Genomic DNA, 17,776 nt, shown 5'->3' with positions numbered 1-17,776 from the left:
CAGCCGGCGCGACAGCCGCCGGTGCCGACGCCGCATCGGGCGCGGAGGCGCCCGTGGACCCCGCGGCGTTTTGTCGCCCCTGCTCGACGAGCTTGTCGAGCGGCAGATACACGACGCTGTTGCCGCCCTTGTTGCCGACGAACACCTTGGTCGAGTTCGAATAGATTTCCTGCATCGTCTCGAGATACATCCGCTCGCGGATCACCGCGGGCGCCTTCGAGTACTGCGCATAGACCTGCTTGAAGCGGTCGGCATCGCCTTCGGCTTCCGTGACGACGCGATCGGCATACGCCTTCGCTTCGTCGACGAGCTTCGCCGCATCGCCCTGCGCCTTCGGCAGCAGGTCGTTTGCATACGCTTGCGCCGCGCGCTTCGCGGCCTCGCGCTCGTCGCGCGCCTTCGCGACTTCGCCGTACGCGGCCTGCGTCTGCTCGGGCGCCGCAACGCTCTGCATCGTGACGGCCGTCACCTCGAGCCCCGACTGATAGCGATCGAGATCGCGCTGGATCGCGGCGGAAAGCTGCTCGCGCAACGCATCGCGGTCCTGGTTCAGCACGTCGGCTGCGCTGCGCGTGCCGACGATCGCACGTACCGCGGCCTGGGCGGCCTGCGAGACGCTGCGCTCGGGATCGACACTGCGGAACAGGTAATCGGTCGCGGAACGGATGCGGTACTGGACGATGAAGCGCACGTCGACGATGTCGGCATCGCGCGTCAGCATCGCTGCTTCCTTCACGTTCGCAAGACGCACGACGTTGTTGCGGCCGATCTCGATCGAGCGGACCTGCGCCGTATCGACGATCTCGTGCGACGCGAATGGATACGGTGCGCGCCAGTGCACACCCTGGCCAACCGTGCCCGACAGCTTGCCGAGCTGCAGCACGACGCCCGTCTGCCCTTCCTGTACGACGAACAGCCCGCTGCCCGCGTAGACCGCGACCAGCACGCCGATCACGATGCCGACGCCGACTCGCGCGGCTCGCCCGTTGTCAGGACGGAAGCCGTTGCCGCCCTTGCCGCCGAACAGGCCGTTCAGGCGCCGGTTGAAGTTGCGCCACATCTCGTCGAGATCGGGCGGACCATCGCCGTCGCCGCCTTGCGGGCGCTTCGATTCGTTCGGGCGGGGACGGGATCCGTCTTTGCCATTGCTTTCGCCGCGTCCCCAGCGGGGATCGTTGATCGACAGCAAGGCGCGCATCCGCCGCCAGGTACTCCGCTCGTTGTATTCGTTCACCAGAGTTTGTTCACCAGATTAGACGCCGGCGAACCGGCCGGGACCGGTTAGCGCCCGTGTTCGGAAATCGTGTGGTCTTCGTGTGGTTCAGCGGGGGCGCCGTCGAGCGCGCCGTTGGGTAACGTCGCGCTGGAAAGGTGTTCCGCGGAGGCGATTTCGGCGATGGCGGCACGCAACGCGTCAAGACCCTGACCGGTGCGCGCGCTCAAAAAGACGCGCGAAATATTACCATACTCGTCCCGCTCGACCGCGTCGCCGCGGGCCGCCAGCTCAGGCACGGCGTCGATCTTGTTGAACACCAGCACCTGCCGGATCGTGTCCGCGCCGATCTCGTGCAGCACGCCATTGACCTGCTCGATCTGTTCGAGCCTGACCGCGCTCGACGCATCGACCACGTGCAGCAGCAGATCCGCGTGGATCGTTTCCTCGAGGGTCGCGCGGAATGCGGCGACCAGCTGGTGAGGCAACTCGCGGATGAACCCGACCGTATCCGACACGACGATCTGGCCGACCTCGTCACCGAGGTACACGCGCCGCGACGTCGTATCGAGCGTGGCGAACAGCTGGTCGGCCGCATAGGCCTGCGCCTTCGTCAGCGCGTTGAACAGCGTCGACTTGCCCGCGTTCGTATAGCCGACGAGCGACACCGACATCGTGCCGCTGCGCGCGCGCTGCCGGCGTTGCGTGCTGTGTTGCCGGCGCAGCCGGTCGAGCCGCGACTTCAGCATCTTGATGCGTTCGCCGATCAGCCGGCGGTCGGTTTCGAGCTGGGTTTCACCGGGGCCGCGCAGGCCGATACCCCCCTTCTGCCGCTCAAGGTGGGTCCACGCGCGAATGAGTCGCGTCGACAGATACTGGAGCTGCGCGAGCTCGACCTGCAGCTTGCCTTCGTGGCTGCGGGCACGCTGTGCAAAGATGTCGAGGATGAGGCTGGTGCGATCGACCACGCGCCTGTTAAGTGCCTGCTCCAGATTACGTTGCTGGGCGGGCGCCAATGCGTGGTTGAAGATGACGATTTCGACGTTGTGCGCGTCGCAGGCGAGCCGGAGTTCTTCGGCTTTGCCGCTGCCGATGAACATCTTGGCATCGGGACTGGAGCGACGACCCGTGAGGGTGACTGCGGGACGGGCCCCCGCGCTGGAGGCGAGAAGACTGAGTTCTTCGAGACTGGCTTCGAAATCGGTCTTGCCGAAATCGATGCCGACGAGCGCTGCGTTGATCAAATTTTCAGGTGTCAAGATAAGGCGGCTGGCATCGGTCGCTCGCGGCGACCGGATGCCGGCCGCTGCGATTAGTTAGGACGAGGCTTCCGCGTCCGGGTGGAAATTCACCGGGCGCGCCGGCACGACCGTCGAGATGGCGTGCTTGTACACCATCTGGGTCACCGTATTACGGAGCAACACGACGTACTGGTCGAACGATTCAATGTTCCCTTGAAGCTTGATGCCGTTAACGAGGTAGATCGAAACGGGAACGTGCTCTTTGCGCAGTGCGTTCAAAAACGGGTCTTGTAACAATTGCCCTTTGTTGCTCATGGCGTACTCCATCTTTTTTTGCAGGTTGATCTGGGTTGGCGGCGAAGAAAAAGAGATCCGGCGCCAATCGCTACACTATAGCCGATTTTGCCTGGCCCGCCCGGGGCATAGGCCTTGCGGCCAACCCCTTGCGTGACGCGTGTAACAGACGTCTTCAGCTCTTGTCCGCGTACGGATTGTTCGACGAACGGAACTCTATGCGCAATGGAGTCCCTGTCAGCGAGAAAGTTTCGCGGAACCGGTTTTCCAGGTAACGCTTGTACGTTTCCGTCACGGCGTCGAGCGCGTTACCGTGAATGACGATGATCGGCGGATTCTGGCCGCCCTGGTGCGCGTAGCGCAGCTTCGGACGCACCGGGCCGCGACGGCGCGGCTGCTGGAACTCGACCGCTTCGATCAGCGCGCGCGTGAGTTTCGGCGTCGGCAGTTTCGCCATCGCCGCCGCGTATGCGTCGTCGACCGAGCGCATCAGCGTGCCGATGCCGGTCTTCTTCGTGGCCGAAATGAAGTGCGATTTCGCGAAGTCGAGGAATTTCAGCTTGCGGGTCAAATCCGCTTTCGCGCGTTCGCGCGCATGCTCGTCAAGGCCGTCCCACTTGTTGACGCCGATCACGAGCGCACGACCCTGTTCGACGACGAAGCCGGCGATGTGTGCGTCCTGGTCGGAAATGTCCTGCTGCGCATCCAGCAGAAGAATGACGACGTTCGCGTCGGAGATCGACTGCAGCGTCTTCACGACCGAGAACTTCTCGATCGCCTCGAACACCTTGCCGCGGCGGCGCAGGCCGGCCGTGTCGATCAGCGTGTATTTCTTGCCGTTACGCTCGAAGTCGACGTAGATCGAATCGCGCGTCGTGCCCGGCATGTCGAACGCGATCACGCGATCCTCGCCGATCAGCGCGTTCACGAGCGTCGACTTGCCGACGTTCGGGCGGCCGACGATCGCGATCTTGATGCCGCGCGACGGGTCGTTCTCGTCCTCTTCCTCCGGACGGTCCGCATATGCGACATCCAGCGCCTCGTTGATCATGTCGGTGACGCCGTCGCCGTGCGCAGCCGAGATCGCACGCGGATCGCCGAGCCCGAGCTCGTAGAAGTCCGTCGCGACCGCCGTGTACTTCATCCCCTCGGCCTTGTTGACGACGAGGAAGATCGGCCGGCCGGTCTTGCGCAGGTAGTCGGCGATCGACTTGTCCTGCGGCGCAAGCCCGTTGCGGCCGTCGACGATGAAGACGACGACGTCGGCTTCCTCGACGGCCTGCCGCGTCTGGCGTGCCATCTCGTGCAGGATGCCGTCCTTCGCGACGGGCTCGAAGCCGCCCGTGTCGACGACCAGGTACGGCCGCTCGCCGACGCGCCCTTCGCCGTAATGGCGATCGCGCGTCAGGCCCGGCAAGTCGGCGACCAGCGCATCACGCGAGCGCGTGAGCCGGTTGAACAGCGTGGATTTCCCCACATTGGGGCGCCCAACGAGGGCAATGACCGGTTTCATCTGTGTTTTCTACGGTGAAGCGCAGCAGCGGGAGGCCCGCTGCTGCGGGCGGCTGCGCTGAATGAAAATATCACGAATTCGCGCCGCGCCGGATGCGCGCGCCTGGCGCGCAATGCGCGCCATCGTCTTTCGTCTGGAACTGCCTTTCAAATACCGAGCGGCCGGGAGCACCGGCCGCCTTCAAGTCGCGCGGCCGCAGCGCGCGGGACAAGCCCGTCGCGCCGCGGGCGCGCATGTTTCCTGCGCGTCAGCGCGGACGGAATCCGTACAGGCCGCCGTCCTTCGTCTGCACGACGAGCGTATTGCCCGCGAGGACCGGCGCCGCCGTAATCGCGCTGCCGTCGGTCTTCATCCGTGCGATGAAGCTGCCGTCTTCGCGCGACAGGAAGTGCACGAAGCCCTTGTAATCGCCCATCACAACTGCGTGCCCGAGCAGATACGGCACGCCGACGTCACGGCTCTTCAGCTTGTCGTTGCGCCACAGCTGGTTGCCCGAAGCGGCGTCGTACGCGGTCACGACCGACCAGTCGTCGCCGCCAGCGACTACCGAATCGTCCTGCGCGAGACCACTGCGGCTCGAGAACGCCTTTTCCCACAGCGGGCGGCCCGAGTTCGCATCGAAGCAGCCGAGCTGCCCCTGGAACGTTACCGCGCAGGCTTCCGCGCCCACGAGCGTCGGCGGGCCGCTGACGTCGTTGATGCGCTCGACCTCGGTCACGCCCTTCGGGAACGACACCGGCGTCTGCCAGAACGGCTCGCCCGTCTGCAGGTTGATCGCGACCAGCCCGCCGCCGGGGAAGCCCGCCAGCACCGCCGCGTCACCCGCGAACGTCATGCCGGCCGACACGCGCAGGTTCAGCGGCACCGCGCGGTTGCGGTAGTTCCACTTCTGCTCGCCCGTCTGCGCGTTGAACGCGATCACCTGGCCGTCGATCGTGCGGACGACCACGAGGCCGTTGCCGACGAGCGGCGGCGAGAAGATCTCGCCCTGCACGCTGGTATTCCACAGTTGCTTGCCGTCCGGGCCCAGCACGAACACGCCGCCCTTCAGCGCGCCGACCGCGGTCAGGTTGCCGTCGCTGCCGACACCGGCCGACAGGTCGGAGCCGACCTTCGCGCGCCAGAGCGTCTGGCCCGTCTTCGCGTCGATCTTCTCGACCGAACCGTTTTCGCCCGCTGCATAGACGGCGTCGCCCACGGCCACCGGCGAGAACAGGTAGCGCCCGCCCTTGCCGACGCTCGCCTTCCAGACCTGTTGCACGTCCATCACGGGCTTGAACTCGGTGAGCGGCGTCGGCACGCGGCGCGCGTCCTTCGACGACGAGCAGGCCGCCAGTGCGAGGACAGCCGCCGCGCAGGCAACGGGCACAGCGTAACGTTTCAGCAAATTCATCGGTTAGCGAAGCAGAGTTAAGAGGTTGAGGGGACCGGGGTTCAGCCGCCGAGCGCGTCCAGCTTGAACTGCACGAGCTGACGCGCAGACTGGTCGTCCTTCGACAGGCCGTCGAGCGCAAGCTTGTAAGCCGCGCGCGCATCGTCGGTCTTGCCTTGCGCGGCAAGCAGATCGCCGCGGCGATCGGCCACGAGGCCCTTGAATGCATCGACCGGCGTACCCGACAGCAGCGCGAGGCCCGCATCGTACGCCTTCTCGTCGAGCAGCAGCGACGCGAGACGCAGCTTCGCGATCTGCTTGTACTCGTCATCCTTGGCGTGATCGACGGCCCATTGCAGCTGCGCCTTCGCACCGGCCGAATCGCCGGCTGCGTACAGCGTCTTCGCGGCGGAGAGTGCAGTCATCTGCGCATACGGCGTACTGCCGAACTTGTCTTCCATGTCGGCGGCCGCGCGAGCCATCGTTGCCTTGTCGTTCGCGGCGGCGGCCTTCTGGACCTGTTCGTACAGCCCGGACGCCTCGGCAGCCTGACGGCGCTGCCAGTAGTTCCAGCCGTTGAAACCGGCCGCGACGACGAGCGCCGCGAGCACGATCCACGTGGTGAGGTTGCCCCAGCGGGCCCACCACGCCTTGAGACTTTCAATCGATTCTTGTTCGTCGTGATAACTCATCGGCGAGCGATTCCTTCCTGTTCAGGCCGTTTTTGTCGAGCGGATGCCAGCGCGATCAGTCGTCGCCGTCTTCGGCGGATGCAACCATCGCATTGATTAGGAATTCGGTCAAGCCTTCGACCGGTACGGTCTGCTGAACGTTCTTTTCCCCGTCTGCGCCCGCACCGCGCAGCGCTTTCACGCCCACCGTGCCGTTTGCAACCTCTTCTTCACCGAAGATCACCGCGAACGCGGCGCCGCTTGCGTCGGCCCGTTTCATTTGCGACTTGAAGCTCGCCGGTGCGCCGTCGGCGCTGCAGTGGAAAATCACGTCGAGGCCCGTATCGCGCAGGCGCTCGGCCGCGATGAACGCCTGTTCGCGCGCGGTCTCGCCCTGGTGCACGACGTATACGTCGACGCCTTCCTGCTCCGGTGCGAGATCCTCTTCCTTCAGCAGTTCGAGGATCCGCTCGATGCCCATTGCCCAGCCGCACGCGGCGGTCGGCTTGCCGCCGAGCTGCTCGATCAGCGGATCGTAGCGGCCACCGGCTGCGACGGTGCCCTGCGCGCCGAGCTTGTCGGTCACCCACTCGAACACGGTCAGGTTGTAGTAGTCCAGACCGCGCACGAGACGCGGGTTGATCTTGAACGGAATGTTGTTCGCGAGCAGCAGGCGCTGCAGCCCTTCGAAGTGCGCGCGCGATTCGTCGCCGAGGAAGTCGATCAGCTTCGGCGCGTTCTGCGCGATTTCCTGCAGCGCGGGGTTCTTCGTGTCGAGCACGCGCAGCGGGTTCGTATACAGGCGGCGCTTTGCATCCTCGTCGAGCACGTCGGCGAACTGCTCGAGGTACTTGATCAGTTCGACGCGATGCGCGGCGCGCTCTTCGGCGAGGCCGAGCGAGTTGATCTCGAGCTTGATGCCGGTCAGGCCGAGGTCGTCCCACAGGCGCTGGCACATCATGATGATTTCGGCATCCGCATCAGGGCCCGCGAAGCCAAGGGCCTCGACGCCGACCTGGTGGAACTGGCGATAGCGGCCGCGCTGCGGACGCTCGTGACGGAACATCGGGCCGATGTACCACAGGCGCTTCGGGCCGTCGTACAGCATGTTGTGCTCGATCGACGCGCGCACGACGGCCGCGGTATTTTCCGGGCGCATCGTCAGGTTCTCGCCGTTCAGCGCGTCGGTGAAGCTGTACATCTCTTTTTCGACGATGTCGGTGACCTCACCGATGCCGCGCGTGAAAAGCTGCGTGTGCTCGACGATCGGCGTGCGGATGTTCTGGTAACCGTATGCGCGCAGCAGCGATTTCACCGTAGCTTCGAAGAACTCCCAAAGGCCGGCATCCTGCGGAAGGATGTCGTTCATGCCCTTGACGCCGGCGAGCTTCTCGATCTTGCGTTTTTGTTCAGTCATCGTGTGTGTGGACGAATTAGTTCGTGGCCTCAGCGCGGCCGTAGTTGCGTTCGACGTAGTCGCTGACGATCTGCTGGAATTCCTCGGCGATCCGCTCGCCGCGCAGCGTCTTGACCTTCTCGCCGTCGATGAAGACAGGCGCGGCCGGGTTCTCGCCCGAGCCCGGCAGGCTGATGCCGATGTTCGCGTGCTTCGATTCGCCCGGGCCGTTGACGATGCAGCCCATCACCGCGACGTTCATTTTCTCGACGCCCGGATACTCCTTGCGCCAGACCGGCATCTGCTCGCGCAGGTAGGTCTGGATCTGCATCGCGAGTTCCTGGAACAGCGTGCTCGTCGTACGGCCGCAGCCCGGGCACGCGATCACCATCGGTGCGAACGAACGCAGGCCCATCGTCTGCAGGATTTCCTGGCCGACGATCACCTCGCCCGTGCGCGACGCGCCCGGTTCCGGCGTCAGCGAGATGCGGATCGTGTCGCCGATCCCTTCCTGCAGCAGCACGCCGAGTGCAGCCGTCGACGCGACGATGCCCTTCGAGCCCATGCCCGCCTCGGTCAGCCCGAGGTGCAGCGCGAAGCCGCAGCGGCGGCTGAGTTCGCGGTACACGGCGATCAGGTCCTGCACGCCGCTGACCTTGCACGACAGAATGATGCGGTCGCGGCCGAGGCCCAGTTCGACCGCACGCTCGGCCGAGCCGATCGCCGACTGGATCAGCGCCTCGTACATCACGCTCTGCGCATCCCACGGCTGCGAACGCGCGCCGTTCTCGTCCATCATGCGCGCGAGCAGATCCTGGTCGAGACTGCCCCAGTTCACGCCGATCCGCACCGGCTTGTCGTACTTGGCCGCGGCCTCGATCATCTGCGCGAACTGCGTATCGCGCTTCGCGCCCTGGCCGACGTTGCCCGGGTTGATCCGGTACTTCGACAGCGACTCGGCGCAGCCCGGGTAGTCACGCAGCAGCAGGTGGCCGTTGTAGTGGAAATCGCCGACGAGCGGCACGGTCACGCCCATGCGGTCGAGCTGCTCGCGGATCGCCGGCACGGCGGCCGCAGCCTCGGGCGTGTTGACCGTGATGCGCACCAGTTCGGAGCCCGCGTTCGCGAGTTCCTTGATCTGGATTGCCGTGCCGATCGCGTCGGCCGTGTCGGTATTCGTCATCGACTGCACGCGCACCGGCGCGTCGCCGCCGATCGTCACGAGCTGCCCGCCCCAGCGGACATCCACCGCATGCGATACACGGCGCGGCTGATGCCCGCCGAACACCGGCTCGGTTGAACAAATCTGACTGCTGCGTGGGGATTGAGCTTCGGATTGCATCGATAGATCCATTTACGCGGAATGCGCCGCGACGCGGCGCATGAATTGAAAAAGCGCCGTGCCCTCAGGGCCTGCCGATATCGACGACAGGCCTTCGCCACGGCGCTTGACGTCAGGGCAACGTGAACCGCGCCACATTACCCCGCGCTGCCGAATATTTTGCCGGATCGACAGGTTTTCCGTCGAACGCGATCGCGTCGAGGCCCGCCTTGTTGCCGATCGTGACCTTGAACGGGCCGTCGCCCGCGACCTGCTTCGCCTCGCTGCTGTGCACCAGCCCGGAGAACAGCTCCTTGCCGTTCTTGTCGCGCACGCTGAACCAGCTGTCCTGCTTGACCTTCAGTTCCACCATCGACTGACCGGCCGCGACGACGACGCTCGCCGGCTGAGCCGGTGCGGCGGCGCTTGCGGCCGTCGTTGCCACGACGGGCTGCGATGCAGCCGCGGTCACCACCGGCGCCACGGGTGCAGGCGCCGGAGCAGCCGACGCAACGGCCGGCGCCGGGGCTGCAGACGCAACAGCCGGGGCCGGAACCTCATTCGCGACCACAGCAGACGCACCGCCCGAAGCCGCCTCTTCGACGGATGACGACGATGCCGCCGCCGGCACGCTCGCGGCCGACGCGTGCTCCGCGTCGCCGCCTTTGAAGCGTGCGAGCAGGCTCGACGAATCGCCGCCAGTGTGCCACATCAGTACCGCAACCACCGCGACGACGACGATCCCCGTGCCCCACAGCCAAGGGTGATGACGGGACGATCCGCCCAGCGGGATCGAAACACGGCCGCGCGGCAGATCCGTCCCCGACGACGCGGGCATCGACAGGTCGACTTCCGGCACCCCGCGCTCACGGCGCAACGCCTGCGCGAACGGTTCCGGATCGACGCCGAGCATCTTCGCGTAGCTGCGCACAACACCGAGCGCGAATGTCACACCGGGCAAATGGCTGATGTCACCGGCCTCGAGCGCCCGAAGCTTCTGCGGTGCGACCTTGAGTCGCGCCGACACGTCGTCGACGGTCCAACCCCTTGTCTCCCGAAGCTGCGCCAGTCGACTGCCGACTGCCGCAAGCGATTCCAATCCTGCCGGTGCCGGCTTCGCGCCATTCGTCTCTGCGCCGTTAGACGGCTGCGGCTCACTCATCCTTGTCCTCGCGTCGATTCTTCTTCACTGGCGGCCGCCGCCGATTCCCGCCGGCCGGCACCCGCAACTGTCCATACCATGCGCGACGCCGAGGCGCCGCGACCGATCGCTATTCGCGTGTTGTACCGCTTAAAGGTCCTAGCATCCCCGGCTAGGCGTCCCTGTCAAATCGCCCGAACTTCGATGATTTTTCCTGCTGCGCCCGTACGTTCCGCGAGGCGCGTGCGGTCCTTCACTGCGCCGGCCAGCTGGCCGCACGCGGCATCGATGTCGTCGCCGCGCGTCTTGCGCACGGTCGTGACGACACCCGCGTCGATGAGGACCTGCGCAAAACGCTTGATCTGCTCCGGCTTCGAGCGGATGAGGCCCGATTCCGGAAACGGATTGAACGGGATCAGATTGAACTTGCACGGCACGTCGCGCGTGACGGCCAGCAGTTCGCGCGCATGCGCTTCGGTGTCGTTGACGCCGTCCAGCATGCAGTATTCGAAAGTAATGAAGTCGCGCGGCGCGACTTTCAGATAACGCTGGCAAGCCGCCATCAGCTCGCGCAGCGGATACTTCTTGTTGAGCGGCACCAGCTCGTCGCGCAGCGGATCGTTCGGCGCGTGCAGCGAAACGGCCAGCGCGACCGGCAGCTCGGCACCGAGGCGGTCCATCATCGGCACCACACCGGACGTCGACAGCGTAACGCGGCGGCGCGACAGGCCGTACGCGTTGTCGTCGAGCATCAGCCGCATCGCCGGCACGACCGCGCTGTAATTCAGCAGCGGCTCGCCCATGCCCATCATCACCACGTTGGTGACGACCCGTTCGGCCTTGCCGTTCGGGCCGGGCGCACGGCCCAGTGACGCTCGCAATGCAAATTCGGCCATCCGTAGCTGGCCGATGATTTCGGCTGTCGACAGGTTGCGGGAAAAGCCCTGCTTGCCCGTCGAACAGAAGCGGCAGTTGACCGCACATCCGGCCTGCGACGACACACACAGCGTGCCGCGCGTCTCTTCCGGGATGAACACGGTTTCGACCGCATTGCCGTTTCCGACGTCGATCAGCCACTTGCGCGTGCCGTCGGTGGAAACGTGATCGCTGGCGATCTCGGGCATGCCGATCGACGCGCGGCCCTTGAGTTTCTCTCTCAAGGACTTCGCGAGATCGGTCATGCCGTCGAAGTCGCCAGCGTTGTACTGATGGATCCAGCGCTGCAACTGCTTGGCGCGGAACGGCTTCTCGCCGAGGCTGCCGCAGTACGCGACAAGACCCTCGGCATCGAAGTCGAGAAGATTGACGGAAGTTTCGCTCGTCATGATGTGCTGCCTTGCCGCGTGCGCTGAATCCTGCCTACTTGCTGCCAGCCAGGGCTTAGCGCGAGTAAACGTTCATTTCCGGGAAGAAGAACGCGACTTCGACCGCTGCCGTTTCAGCAGCGTCCGAGCCGTGCACGGCGTTCGCGTCGATGCTGTCGGCGAAGTCGGCGCGGATCGTGCCCTTTTCTGCCTTCTTCGGATCCGTTGCGCCCATCAGGTCGCGGTTCTTCAGGATCGCGCCTTCACCTTCCAGAACCTGGATCATCACCGGGCCCGAGATCATGAAATCGACGAGGTCCTTGAAGAACGGACGCGCTGCGTGAACCGCGTAGAACTTCTCTGCGTCAGCACGCGACAGGTGTGCCATGCGCGATGCGACGATCTTCAGGCCGGCGCCTTCGAAACGGCTGTAGATCTGGCCGATCACGTTCTTTGCCACCGCATCCGGCTTGATGATCGACAGGGTGCGCTCGATTGCCATAAAAACTCCAAAAAATTAAGAAGTTACAGGTTCAAATGAATCCGCTATTGTAGCACGATCCCGTGTATCATTGCGATTGAACCCTTACACGCATGAAAGGTTCAGAATCCAAATGTTTTGTGCCGCACGGCCATTGAAACCTCCCGGCACGGAACGTATCTTAGCCATAGCTGCTCCGGTTTGCTGCGCCGCACACCGCGTGTGCCGAACCGGCCCCGGACGCCCATGCGTTCAATGTTAGGAGAAACCATGAACGACTATCCGTACAATTTCGGCCGCGGCGGTTCCGTCAGCACCGCCGAGGTTCGCAACCGCGTGCTGCGGAACACGTACTGGCTGCTCGCGCTGTCGATGGTACCGACCGTGCTGGGCGCCTGGGTCGGCGTCGCGACGGGCTTCTCGCTGTTCGCGGCCACGAGCCCGATGATGAGCCTGCTCGCGTTCTTCGCGATCGCGTTCGGCTTCATGTTCGCGATCGAGCGGACCAAAAACAGCGCGGCCGGCGTGTTCGTGCTGCTCGGCTTCACGTTCTTCATGGGCCTGATGCTGTCGCGGCTGCTGAGCTTCATCCTCGGCTTCTCGAACGGCCCGTCGCTGATCATGCTCGCGTTCGGCGGCACCGGCATCATCTTCGCCGCGATGGCAACGATCGCCACCGTCAGCAAGCGTGATTTCTCGGGGCTCGGCAAGTGGCTGTTCATGGGCGTGATCGTGATCCTGCTCGCATCGGTCGCGAACATCTTCCTGCAACTCCCGGCGCTGATGCTCACCGTGTCGGTACTCGCGATCGCGATCTTCTCGGCCTACATGCTGTTCGACGTCCAGCGCGTCGTGAACGGCGGCGAGACGAACTACATCTCGGCAACGCTCGCGATCTACCTCGACCTGTACAACGTGTTCACGAACCTGCTCGCGCTGCTCGGCATCTTCGGCGGCAACCGCAACTGACGTTCGCTACACCCATGAAAAAAACCGGCCCGCGGGCCGGTTTTTTTACGTCCGCCGCTTGGGCTCAGTCGCGCTCGAACAGTGCGATCGATTCGACGTGCGACGTATTCGGGAACATGTTCACGACACCGGCGCCCTTCAGGCGGTAGCCGGCCTCGTGCACGAGCAGGCCCGCGTCGCGCGCCAGCGTCGACGGGTTGCACGACACGTAGACGATGCGCTTCGGCAGCGGGCCCTCGCCGCTCTGCGCGATCTCGGCCAGCGCCTTCGACACCGCGAGCGCGCCTTCGCGCGGCGGGTCGATCAGGAACTTGTCGAATGCACCGAGCGCGCGGATGTCGTCGCCCGTCACTTCGAACAGGTTACGGCAGGCAAACGTCGTGTGGCCGTCGACACCGTTCTCGCGCGCGTTCGCCAGCGCGCGCGTCGTCAGCATGTCGCTGCCTTCGATGCCCATCACCTCACGCGACAGCCGCGCGAGCGGCAGCGTGAAGTTGCCGATCCCGCAGAACAGGTCGAGCACACGGTCGTCACGGGACGGTGCGAGCAGACGCAGCGCGCGGCCCACCAGCACGCGGTTGATCTGATGGTTGACCTGCGTGAAGTCGGTCGGCTTGAACGGCATGCGGATGCCGAATTCCGGCAGCGTGTAGTCGAGCGATACGTCGAGCGGATAGAACGGCGCCACCGTATCCGGACCTTTCGGCTGCAGCCAGAACTGCACCTTGTGCTCGTCGGCGAACGCGCGCAGCAGCGCTTCGTCGTCCGCGTTGATCGGCTCCAGCACGCGCAGCACGAGCGCCGTGACTTCCGAACCGACCGCGAGCTCGATCTGCGGCATCCGATCGCGGATCGACAGCCCCTCGACGAGCCGGCGCAGCGGCACGAGCATCGCCGACACGTGCGGCGGCAGCACTTCGCAGCTCGTCATGTCGGCGACATAGCTGCTCTTCTTCTCGTGGAACCCGACCAGCACGCCGCCCTTCTTCGCGACGTTGCGCACGGTCAGGCGTGCGCGGTAGCGATAACCCCACGACGGGCCGTGGATCGGCGCGAACATCGTTTCCGCGCGCAGCTTCGCCAGGTGCCACAGGTTGTCCTCGAGCACGCGCTGCTTGACCGCCACCTGTGCGCGCATGTCGAGATGCTGCATCGAGCAACCGCCGCAGGTGCCGAAGAACGCGCATTTCGGCTTCGTGCGCATCACGCTCGGGCGCAGAATGTCGACAACCGTCGCCTGCTCGTAGCTCGGCTTGCGTCGGAAGCTCGAATAGGTCACGCGTTCGCCCGGCAGTGCACCCTCGACGAAGATGACCTTGCCCGGCTCGCCGTCCTCGGTGATCGTGCGGCCGACACCGCGCGCTTCCATGTCGAGCGATTCGATCTCGAGAACCGGGGCGATTCCGGGCGCGACGGGCGCATTTCTAGATTTGCGCGCAGAAGTGGGGACGGCTTCGGACACCAGCTTTTCCTGACAAACGTTGAAGAAGGCGAGATTGTAGACGACGAAGGCCCGCATCGCCCGCTTTGCATGCGGCAAGCGTCGATACTTAAGCATAGACGGCTCGGCATTGCGCCGGAGCGGCCACCTAGGCGGCCCGGGAGCACCAGCGACCGGGTGGGCTCGCGGAGCCGATCCGGGAGCGGCCCTCGACCCGAAACCCGCCCGACAGGAGATTCAACCTTGCGACTGATCGACTGGAACATCCAATGGGGTCGGGACGCGGACGGCGGCGTCGATCTTTCGCGCACCGTCGCGGCGATCCGCGAGCTCGGCGATTTCGACGTGCTGTGCCTGCAGGAGGTCACGCGCGGCTTCGGCGCTCTGCCCGGCCGGCCCGGCGCCGACCAGTTCGCCGAACTCGCGGCCCTGCTGCCCGGATATACGATCGTCGAAGCGATCGGTGCCGACTTGCCGCCCATTGAAACCGGCGCACCGCGCCGCCAGTTCGGCAACGCGATCGCGACCCGGCTGCCGGTCGGGCGCGTGCTTCGCCAGTTGCTGTCTTGGCCGGCCGACGCCGGCGCGCCGTCGATGCCGCGCGTCGCGCTCGACGTCGAGTTGCAGGCGCCTTTCGGGCCACTGCGGGTGGTCACCACGCACCTGGAATATTATTCGGCGCGCCAGCGGCTCGCCCAGGTCGACGCACTGCGCGACCGGCACCGCGAGGCCTGCGCGCATGCGGCACGGCCGGCGCCTGCCGAAACCGCCGAGGGGCCGTTCAGCGCGACCGGCCAGCCGTGCGACGCGATCGTTTGTGGCGACTTCAACAGCGCATTCGGCAGCGAGGCCTATTGCCGATTCCTGGAGCCGATCGCAGAGGCGCCGCACTTCGTCGACGCATGGGTCGCCCGGCACCCCGGCCGCACGCCACCGCCAACGGCCGGTGTCTACGATACGGTTCAATGGTCGGAGGGGCCGCTCGCGTGCGACTTCGTGTTCGTGACCGATACGCTGCTGCCGCGTGTCACGCGCTGCGAAATCGACGGCGACGCGCGCGCATCCGATCACCAGCCGGTGCTGCTCGAACTGACATGATCGCGCCACCGGTCGTGGCGCACCTCGCCCTCGCTACGCGTCGAAGCCGGCCAGGTATTCGGGCCAGTGCGATGCAGGCTCCTGCGCAAGCGAGTTCTTCACGAGCAGGATCTCGTCCGCATACTCGCTCGGCGTCAGGCCGCCGCGCATCAACTGGAACCGGCAATACAGCAGGTAGGTATTGACGACGTCGGTTTCGCAATAGTTGCGGATTTCCTCGATCCGCCCAGCCTGGAACGCCGGCCACACCTGGCTGCCGTCCATCCCGAGCTTGCCCGGAAAGCCGCACATCTTCGCGAGTGCATCGAGCGGCGCGTTCGCGCGCGCCTGATACATCGCGAGCACATCCATCAGGTCGGTATGCCGCGAGTGGTAGCGCGAGATGTAGTTGTTCCACTTGAAATCGCGGTCGTCCTCGCCGAGATCCCAGTAGCGAGACGCGGGAATGCCGTGCACGAGCGCGCGGTAATGGAGCACCGGCAGATCGAAGCCGCCACCGTTCCACGACACGAGCTGCGGCGTGTATTTCTCGATCACGCGGTAGAACGACTGGATCAGCGTCGCTTCGTTGTCCTGCGGCGTGCCGAGCGAACGCACACGAAAACCGTTGTTGTCGCGAAACACGCACGAAATCGCCGCGATGCGTTGCAGGTGGTGCGGCAGGAAATCGCTGCCCGTCTTCTCGCGGCGGGCGGCGAACGCATGTTCGGCCACCGCGGCATCGTCGAGCGTTGCGGGCAGGTCTTCCAGACGGCGAATGCCGTCGACATCGGGAATGGTCTCGATGTCAAAAACAAGAATCGGAGTCATCAGTTACAGAACGGCGTCCTTGCGCACGCCGTTGGAGGCGAAAAACCGCTTGAGGCGCACCAGCGCTTCCTGCTGGATCTGGCGCACGCGCTCGCGCGTGAGCCCCATCTCGTCGGCCAGCTCCTCGAGCGTCGCCGGTTCGATGTGGTTCAGGCCGAAGCGGCGCTCGATTACGTGCCGATGCTTGTCGGACAGCCGCGACAGCCACGCGCGCGTCAGCGTCTCGAGCTCGCGGTGCTGCACCTCGGCGTCAGGCGACTGGCTCTGGTCGTCGGGCAGCAGGTCGAGCAGGCTGCTCGCGGGATCGAGATCGAGCGGCGCGTCGAGCGATGCCGTGTGCTCGTTGAGCGCGAGGATGTCGGTGACTTCCTCGGCGGTCTTGCCGGTGAGATAGGCGATGTCGTCGATGCTGGCTTCGCGGCGCTCGGCCGCTTCGCCCGTCGACATCGAGTTCTTTTCGAGGTGGCGCTTCGCGCGCAGCACCTGGTTCAGTTCGCGGATCACGTGCACGGGCAGGCGCACCGTGCGCGCCTGGTTCATGATCGCGCGCTCGATGCTCTGCCGGATCCACCACGTCGCATACGTAGAAAAACGAAAGCCGCGCGTCGGGTCGAATTTTTCGATCGCATGCATCAGGCCGAGGTTGCCCTCCTCGATCAGGTCGAGCAGCGGCACGCCACGGTTCAGATACCCCTTCGCGATGCTGACGACGAGGCGCAGGTTGCGCTCGATCATCACCTGCCGCGCCTCGAATTCGCCGGCCTTGGCCAGACGCGAATAGCGCTGCTCCTCCTCGACGGTGAGCAGCGGCTTCACGCTGATGCGGTTCAGGTAATGCTGGATCGTGTCGGCCGTGAGTTCGGCCTGCAGCATCGTGCGGAAATCGTCGACATCGGGCGCGGCCTCGGCGCGGCCTTCGCGCTCGTCGTCGCCACCTTCCGCGTCGGAGTCGCGTGCCTCGAGGTCACGCTCGTTGTCCGCGACGTCGTCTTCGTCGTCCGTCGAAGCACCAGCTCGCCCCACCGACGCTTGCGTGGCACGACTGATCTTCTCAGACTCGGCTTGCGGCTCGTGGCGCTTCGATTTCGGCATGGTCGTCTCGGTTATTGAGGCGGCAAATACTTCAGCGGATCGACAGGTTTACCCTGCCGGCGAACCTCGAAATGCAGCATCACGCGGTCGGAATCGCTGTTCCCCATCTCGGCGATCTTCTGCCCCTTCGTTACCGCGTCCCCCTCTTTTACCATCAAAGCGCGATTGTGTGCATACGCCGTGAGGTAAGTTGCATCGTGCTTGATGATAATGAGGTTGCCGTAGCCGCGCAGACCATTGCCGGAGTAGACGACGCGGCCGTCAGCCGCCGCCTTCACGGTCTCACCGGCCGTGCCGCCGATATTGACGCCCTTGTTCTTCGCGTCGTCGAAACCGTTCAGCACCGGCCCGCGCGCGGGCCACGCGAACGTCACGGGGCCGCTCGGCGCGGCTGCCGTATCGCTCGATGCGGCTGCCGA

Annotated in this window: 17 protein-coding genes; 2 read left to right on the top strand and 15 right to left on the bottom strand. The window is 65.2% G+C overall.

Features of this window, described 5'->3' with window-relative positions; all coding sequences use genetic code 11:
* The 11 genes from hflK to ndk form a co-directional block, all read right to left on the bottom strand.
* The coding region (gene hflK / locus G3N99_RS17825; protein WP_206123059.1) for an FtsH protease activity modulator HflK at positions 1–1,234 on the bottom strand (1,234 nt) is incomplete at its 3' end.
* Between the two features lie 47 nt (positions 1,235–1,281).
* The gene (gene hflX, locus G3N99_RS17820) at positions 1,282–2,457 is read right to left on the bottom strand and encodes a GTPase HflX (RefSeq protein ID WP_174946413.1); all 1,176 of its coding nucleotides are present in this window, start codon (positions 2,455–2,457) and stop codon (positions 1,282–1,284) included.
* 72 nt (positions 2,458–2,529) lie between these two features.
* Positions 2,530–2,769 carry an RNA chaperone Hfq gene (gene hfq, locus G3N99_RS17815; RefSeq protein WP_006399927.1) on the bottom strand — a complete coding sequence of 80 codons (240 nt, stop codon included), beginning with the start codon at positions 2,767–2,769 and terminating at the stop codon, positions 2,530–2,532.
* A gap of 154 nt (positions 2,770–2,923) precedes the next feature.
* Positions 2,924–4,261, bottom strand: a complete 1,338-nt coding sequence (gene der, locus G3N99_RS17810) for a ribosome biogenesis GTPase Der (RefSeq protein WP_051890220.1) — start codon at positions 4,259–4,261, stop codon at positions 2,924–2,926.
* Positions 4,262–4,508: 247 nt separating this feature from the next.
* Positions 4,509–5,654, bottom strand: coding sequence for an outer membrane protein assembly factor BamB (bamB, locus tag G3N99_RS17805; protein ID WP_174946415.1), 1,146 nt, complete (start codon positions 5,652–5,654; stop codon positions 4,509–4,511).
* Between the two features lie 41 nt (positions 5,655–5,695).
* Positions 5,696–6,325 (bottom strand): tetratricopeptide repeat protein, encoded by a 630-nt coding sequence (locus G3N99_RS17800; RefSeq protein ID WP_174941083.1) that lies wholly within the window; start codon positions 6,323–6,325, stop codon positions 5,696–5,698.
* A 55-nt stretch (positions 6,326–6,380) separates the two neighbouring features.
* Complete coding sequence (gene hisS, locus G3N99_RS17795; protein ID WP_174941085.1) at positions 6,381–7,721, bottom strand: histidine--tRNA ligase; 1,341 nt, start codon at positions 7,719–7,721, stop codon at positions 6,381–6,383.
* Positions 7,722–7,737: 16 nt separating this feature from the next.
* Entirely contained in the window at positions 7,738–9,042 is a 1,305-nt protein-coding gene (ispG, locus tag G3N99_RS17790) for a flavodoxin-dependent (E)-4-hydroxy-3-methylbut-2-enyl-diphosphate synthase (protein ID WP_089494984.1), read from the bottom strand.
* 112 nt (positions 9,043–9,154) lie between these two features.
* The gene (locus tag G3N99_RS17785; protein WP_174941087.1) at positions 9,155–10,183 is read right to left on the bottom strand and encodes a helix-turn-helix domain-containing protein; all 1,029 of its coding nucleotides are present in this window, start codon (positions 10,181–10,183) and stop codon (positions 9,155–9,157) included.
* A gap of 164 nt (positions 10,184–10,347) precedes the next feature.
* The gene (rlmN, locus tag G3N99_RS17780; protein ID WP_069248105.1) at positions 10,348–11,487 is read right to left on the bottom strand and encodes a 23S rRNA (adenine(2503)-C(2))-methyltransferase RlmN; all 1,140 of its coding nucleotides are present in this window, start codon (positions 11,485–11,487) and stop codon (positions 10,348–10,350) included.
* 55 nt (positions 11,488–11,542) lie between these two features.
* On the bottom strand, positions 11,543–11,968 hold the full coding sequence (gene ndk, locus G3N99_RS17775; protein ID WP_011352265.1) for a nucleoside-diphosphate kinase: 426 nt from the start codon (positions 11,966–11,968) through the stop codon (positions 11,543–11,545).
* A 249-nt stretch (positions 11,969–12,217) separates the two neighbouring features.
* Here ndk and G3N99_RS17770 point away from each other — a divergent pair, with 249 nt between their 5' ends.
* Entirely contained in the window at positions 12,218–12,916 is a 699-nt protein-coding gene (locus G3N99_RS17770) for a Bax inhibitor-1/YccA family protein (RefSeq protein WP_006761414.1), read from the top strand.
* Positions 12,917–12,980: 64 nt separating this feature from the next.
* On the opposite strand, the gene rlmD is transcribed toward G3N99_RS17770, so the two are convergent.
* The gene (rlmD, locus tag G3N99_RS17765) at positions 12,981–14,378 is read right to left on the bottom strand and encodes a 23S rRNA (uracil(1939)-C(5))-methyltransferase RlmD (RefSeq protein WP_206123058.1); all 1,398 of its coding nucleotides are present in this window, start codon (positions 14,376–14,378) and stop codon (positions 12,981–12,983) included.
* Positions 14,379–14,600: 222 nt separating this feature from the next.
* Between rlmD and G3N99_RS17760 the strand changes: the two genes are divergently transcribed.
* Positions 14,601–15,455, top strand: coding sequence for an endonuclease/exonuclease/phosphatase family protein (locus tag G3N99_RS17760; protein ID WP_206123060.1), 855 nt, complete (start codon positions 14,601–14,603; stop codon positions 15,453–15,455).
* 33 nt (positions 15,456–15,488) lie between these two features.
* Here G3N99_RS17760 and G3N99_RS17755 read toward each other — a convergent pair whose 3' ends face one another.
* The 3 genes from G3N99_RS17755 to G3N99_RS17745 all read right to left on the bottom strand — a co-directional run.
* A complete protein-coding gene (locus tag G3N99_RS17755; RefSeq protein WP_174941089.1) occupies positions 15,489–16,265 on the bottom strand; it encodes a 3'-5' exonuclease in 777 nt (258 codons plus the stop codon).
* A gap of 3 nt (positions 16,266–16,268) precedes the next feature.
* Positions 16,269–17,357 carry an RNA polymerase sigma factor RpoS gene (gene rpoS, locus G3N99_RS17750; protein ID WP_174930875.1) on the bottom strand — a complete coding sequence of 363 codons (1,089 nt, stop codon included), beginning with the start codon at positions 17,355–17,357 and terminating at the stop codon, positions 16,269–16,271.
* Positions 17,358–17,368: 11 nt separating this feature from the next.
* A partial coding sequence (locus G3N99_RS17745) for a peptidoglycan DD-metalloendopeptidase family protein (protein WP_206123057.1) occupies positions 17,369–17,776 on the bottom strand: 408 nt, incomplete at its 5' end.

The organism is Burkholderia sp. Ac-20392 (assembly GCF_017104585.1).
In the GTDB taxonomy this organism is placed as follows: Bacteria; Pseudomonadota; Gammaproteobacteria; order Burkholderiales; family Burkholderiaceae; genus Burkholderia; species Burkholderia lata.
Note: the sequence above shows the minus strand (reverse complement) of the source record. Positions and strands in the feature narration are given on the sequence as shown.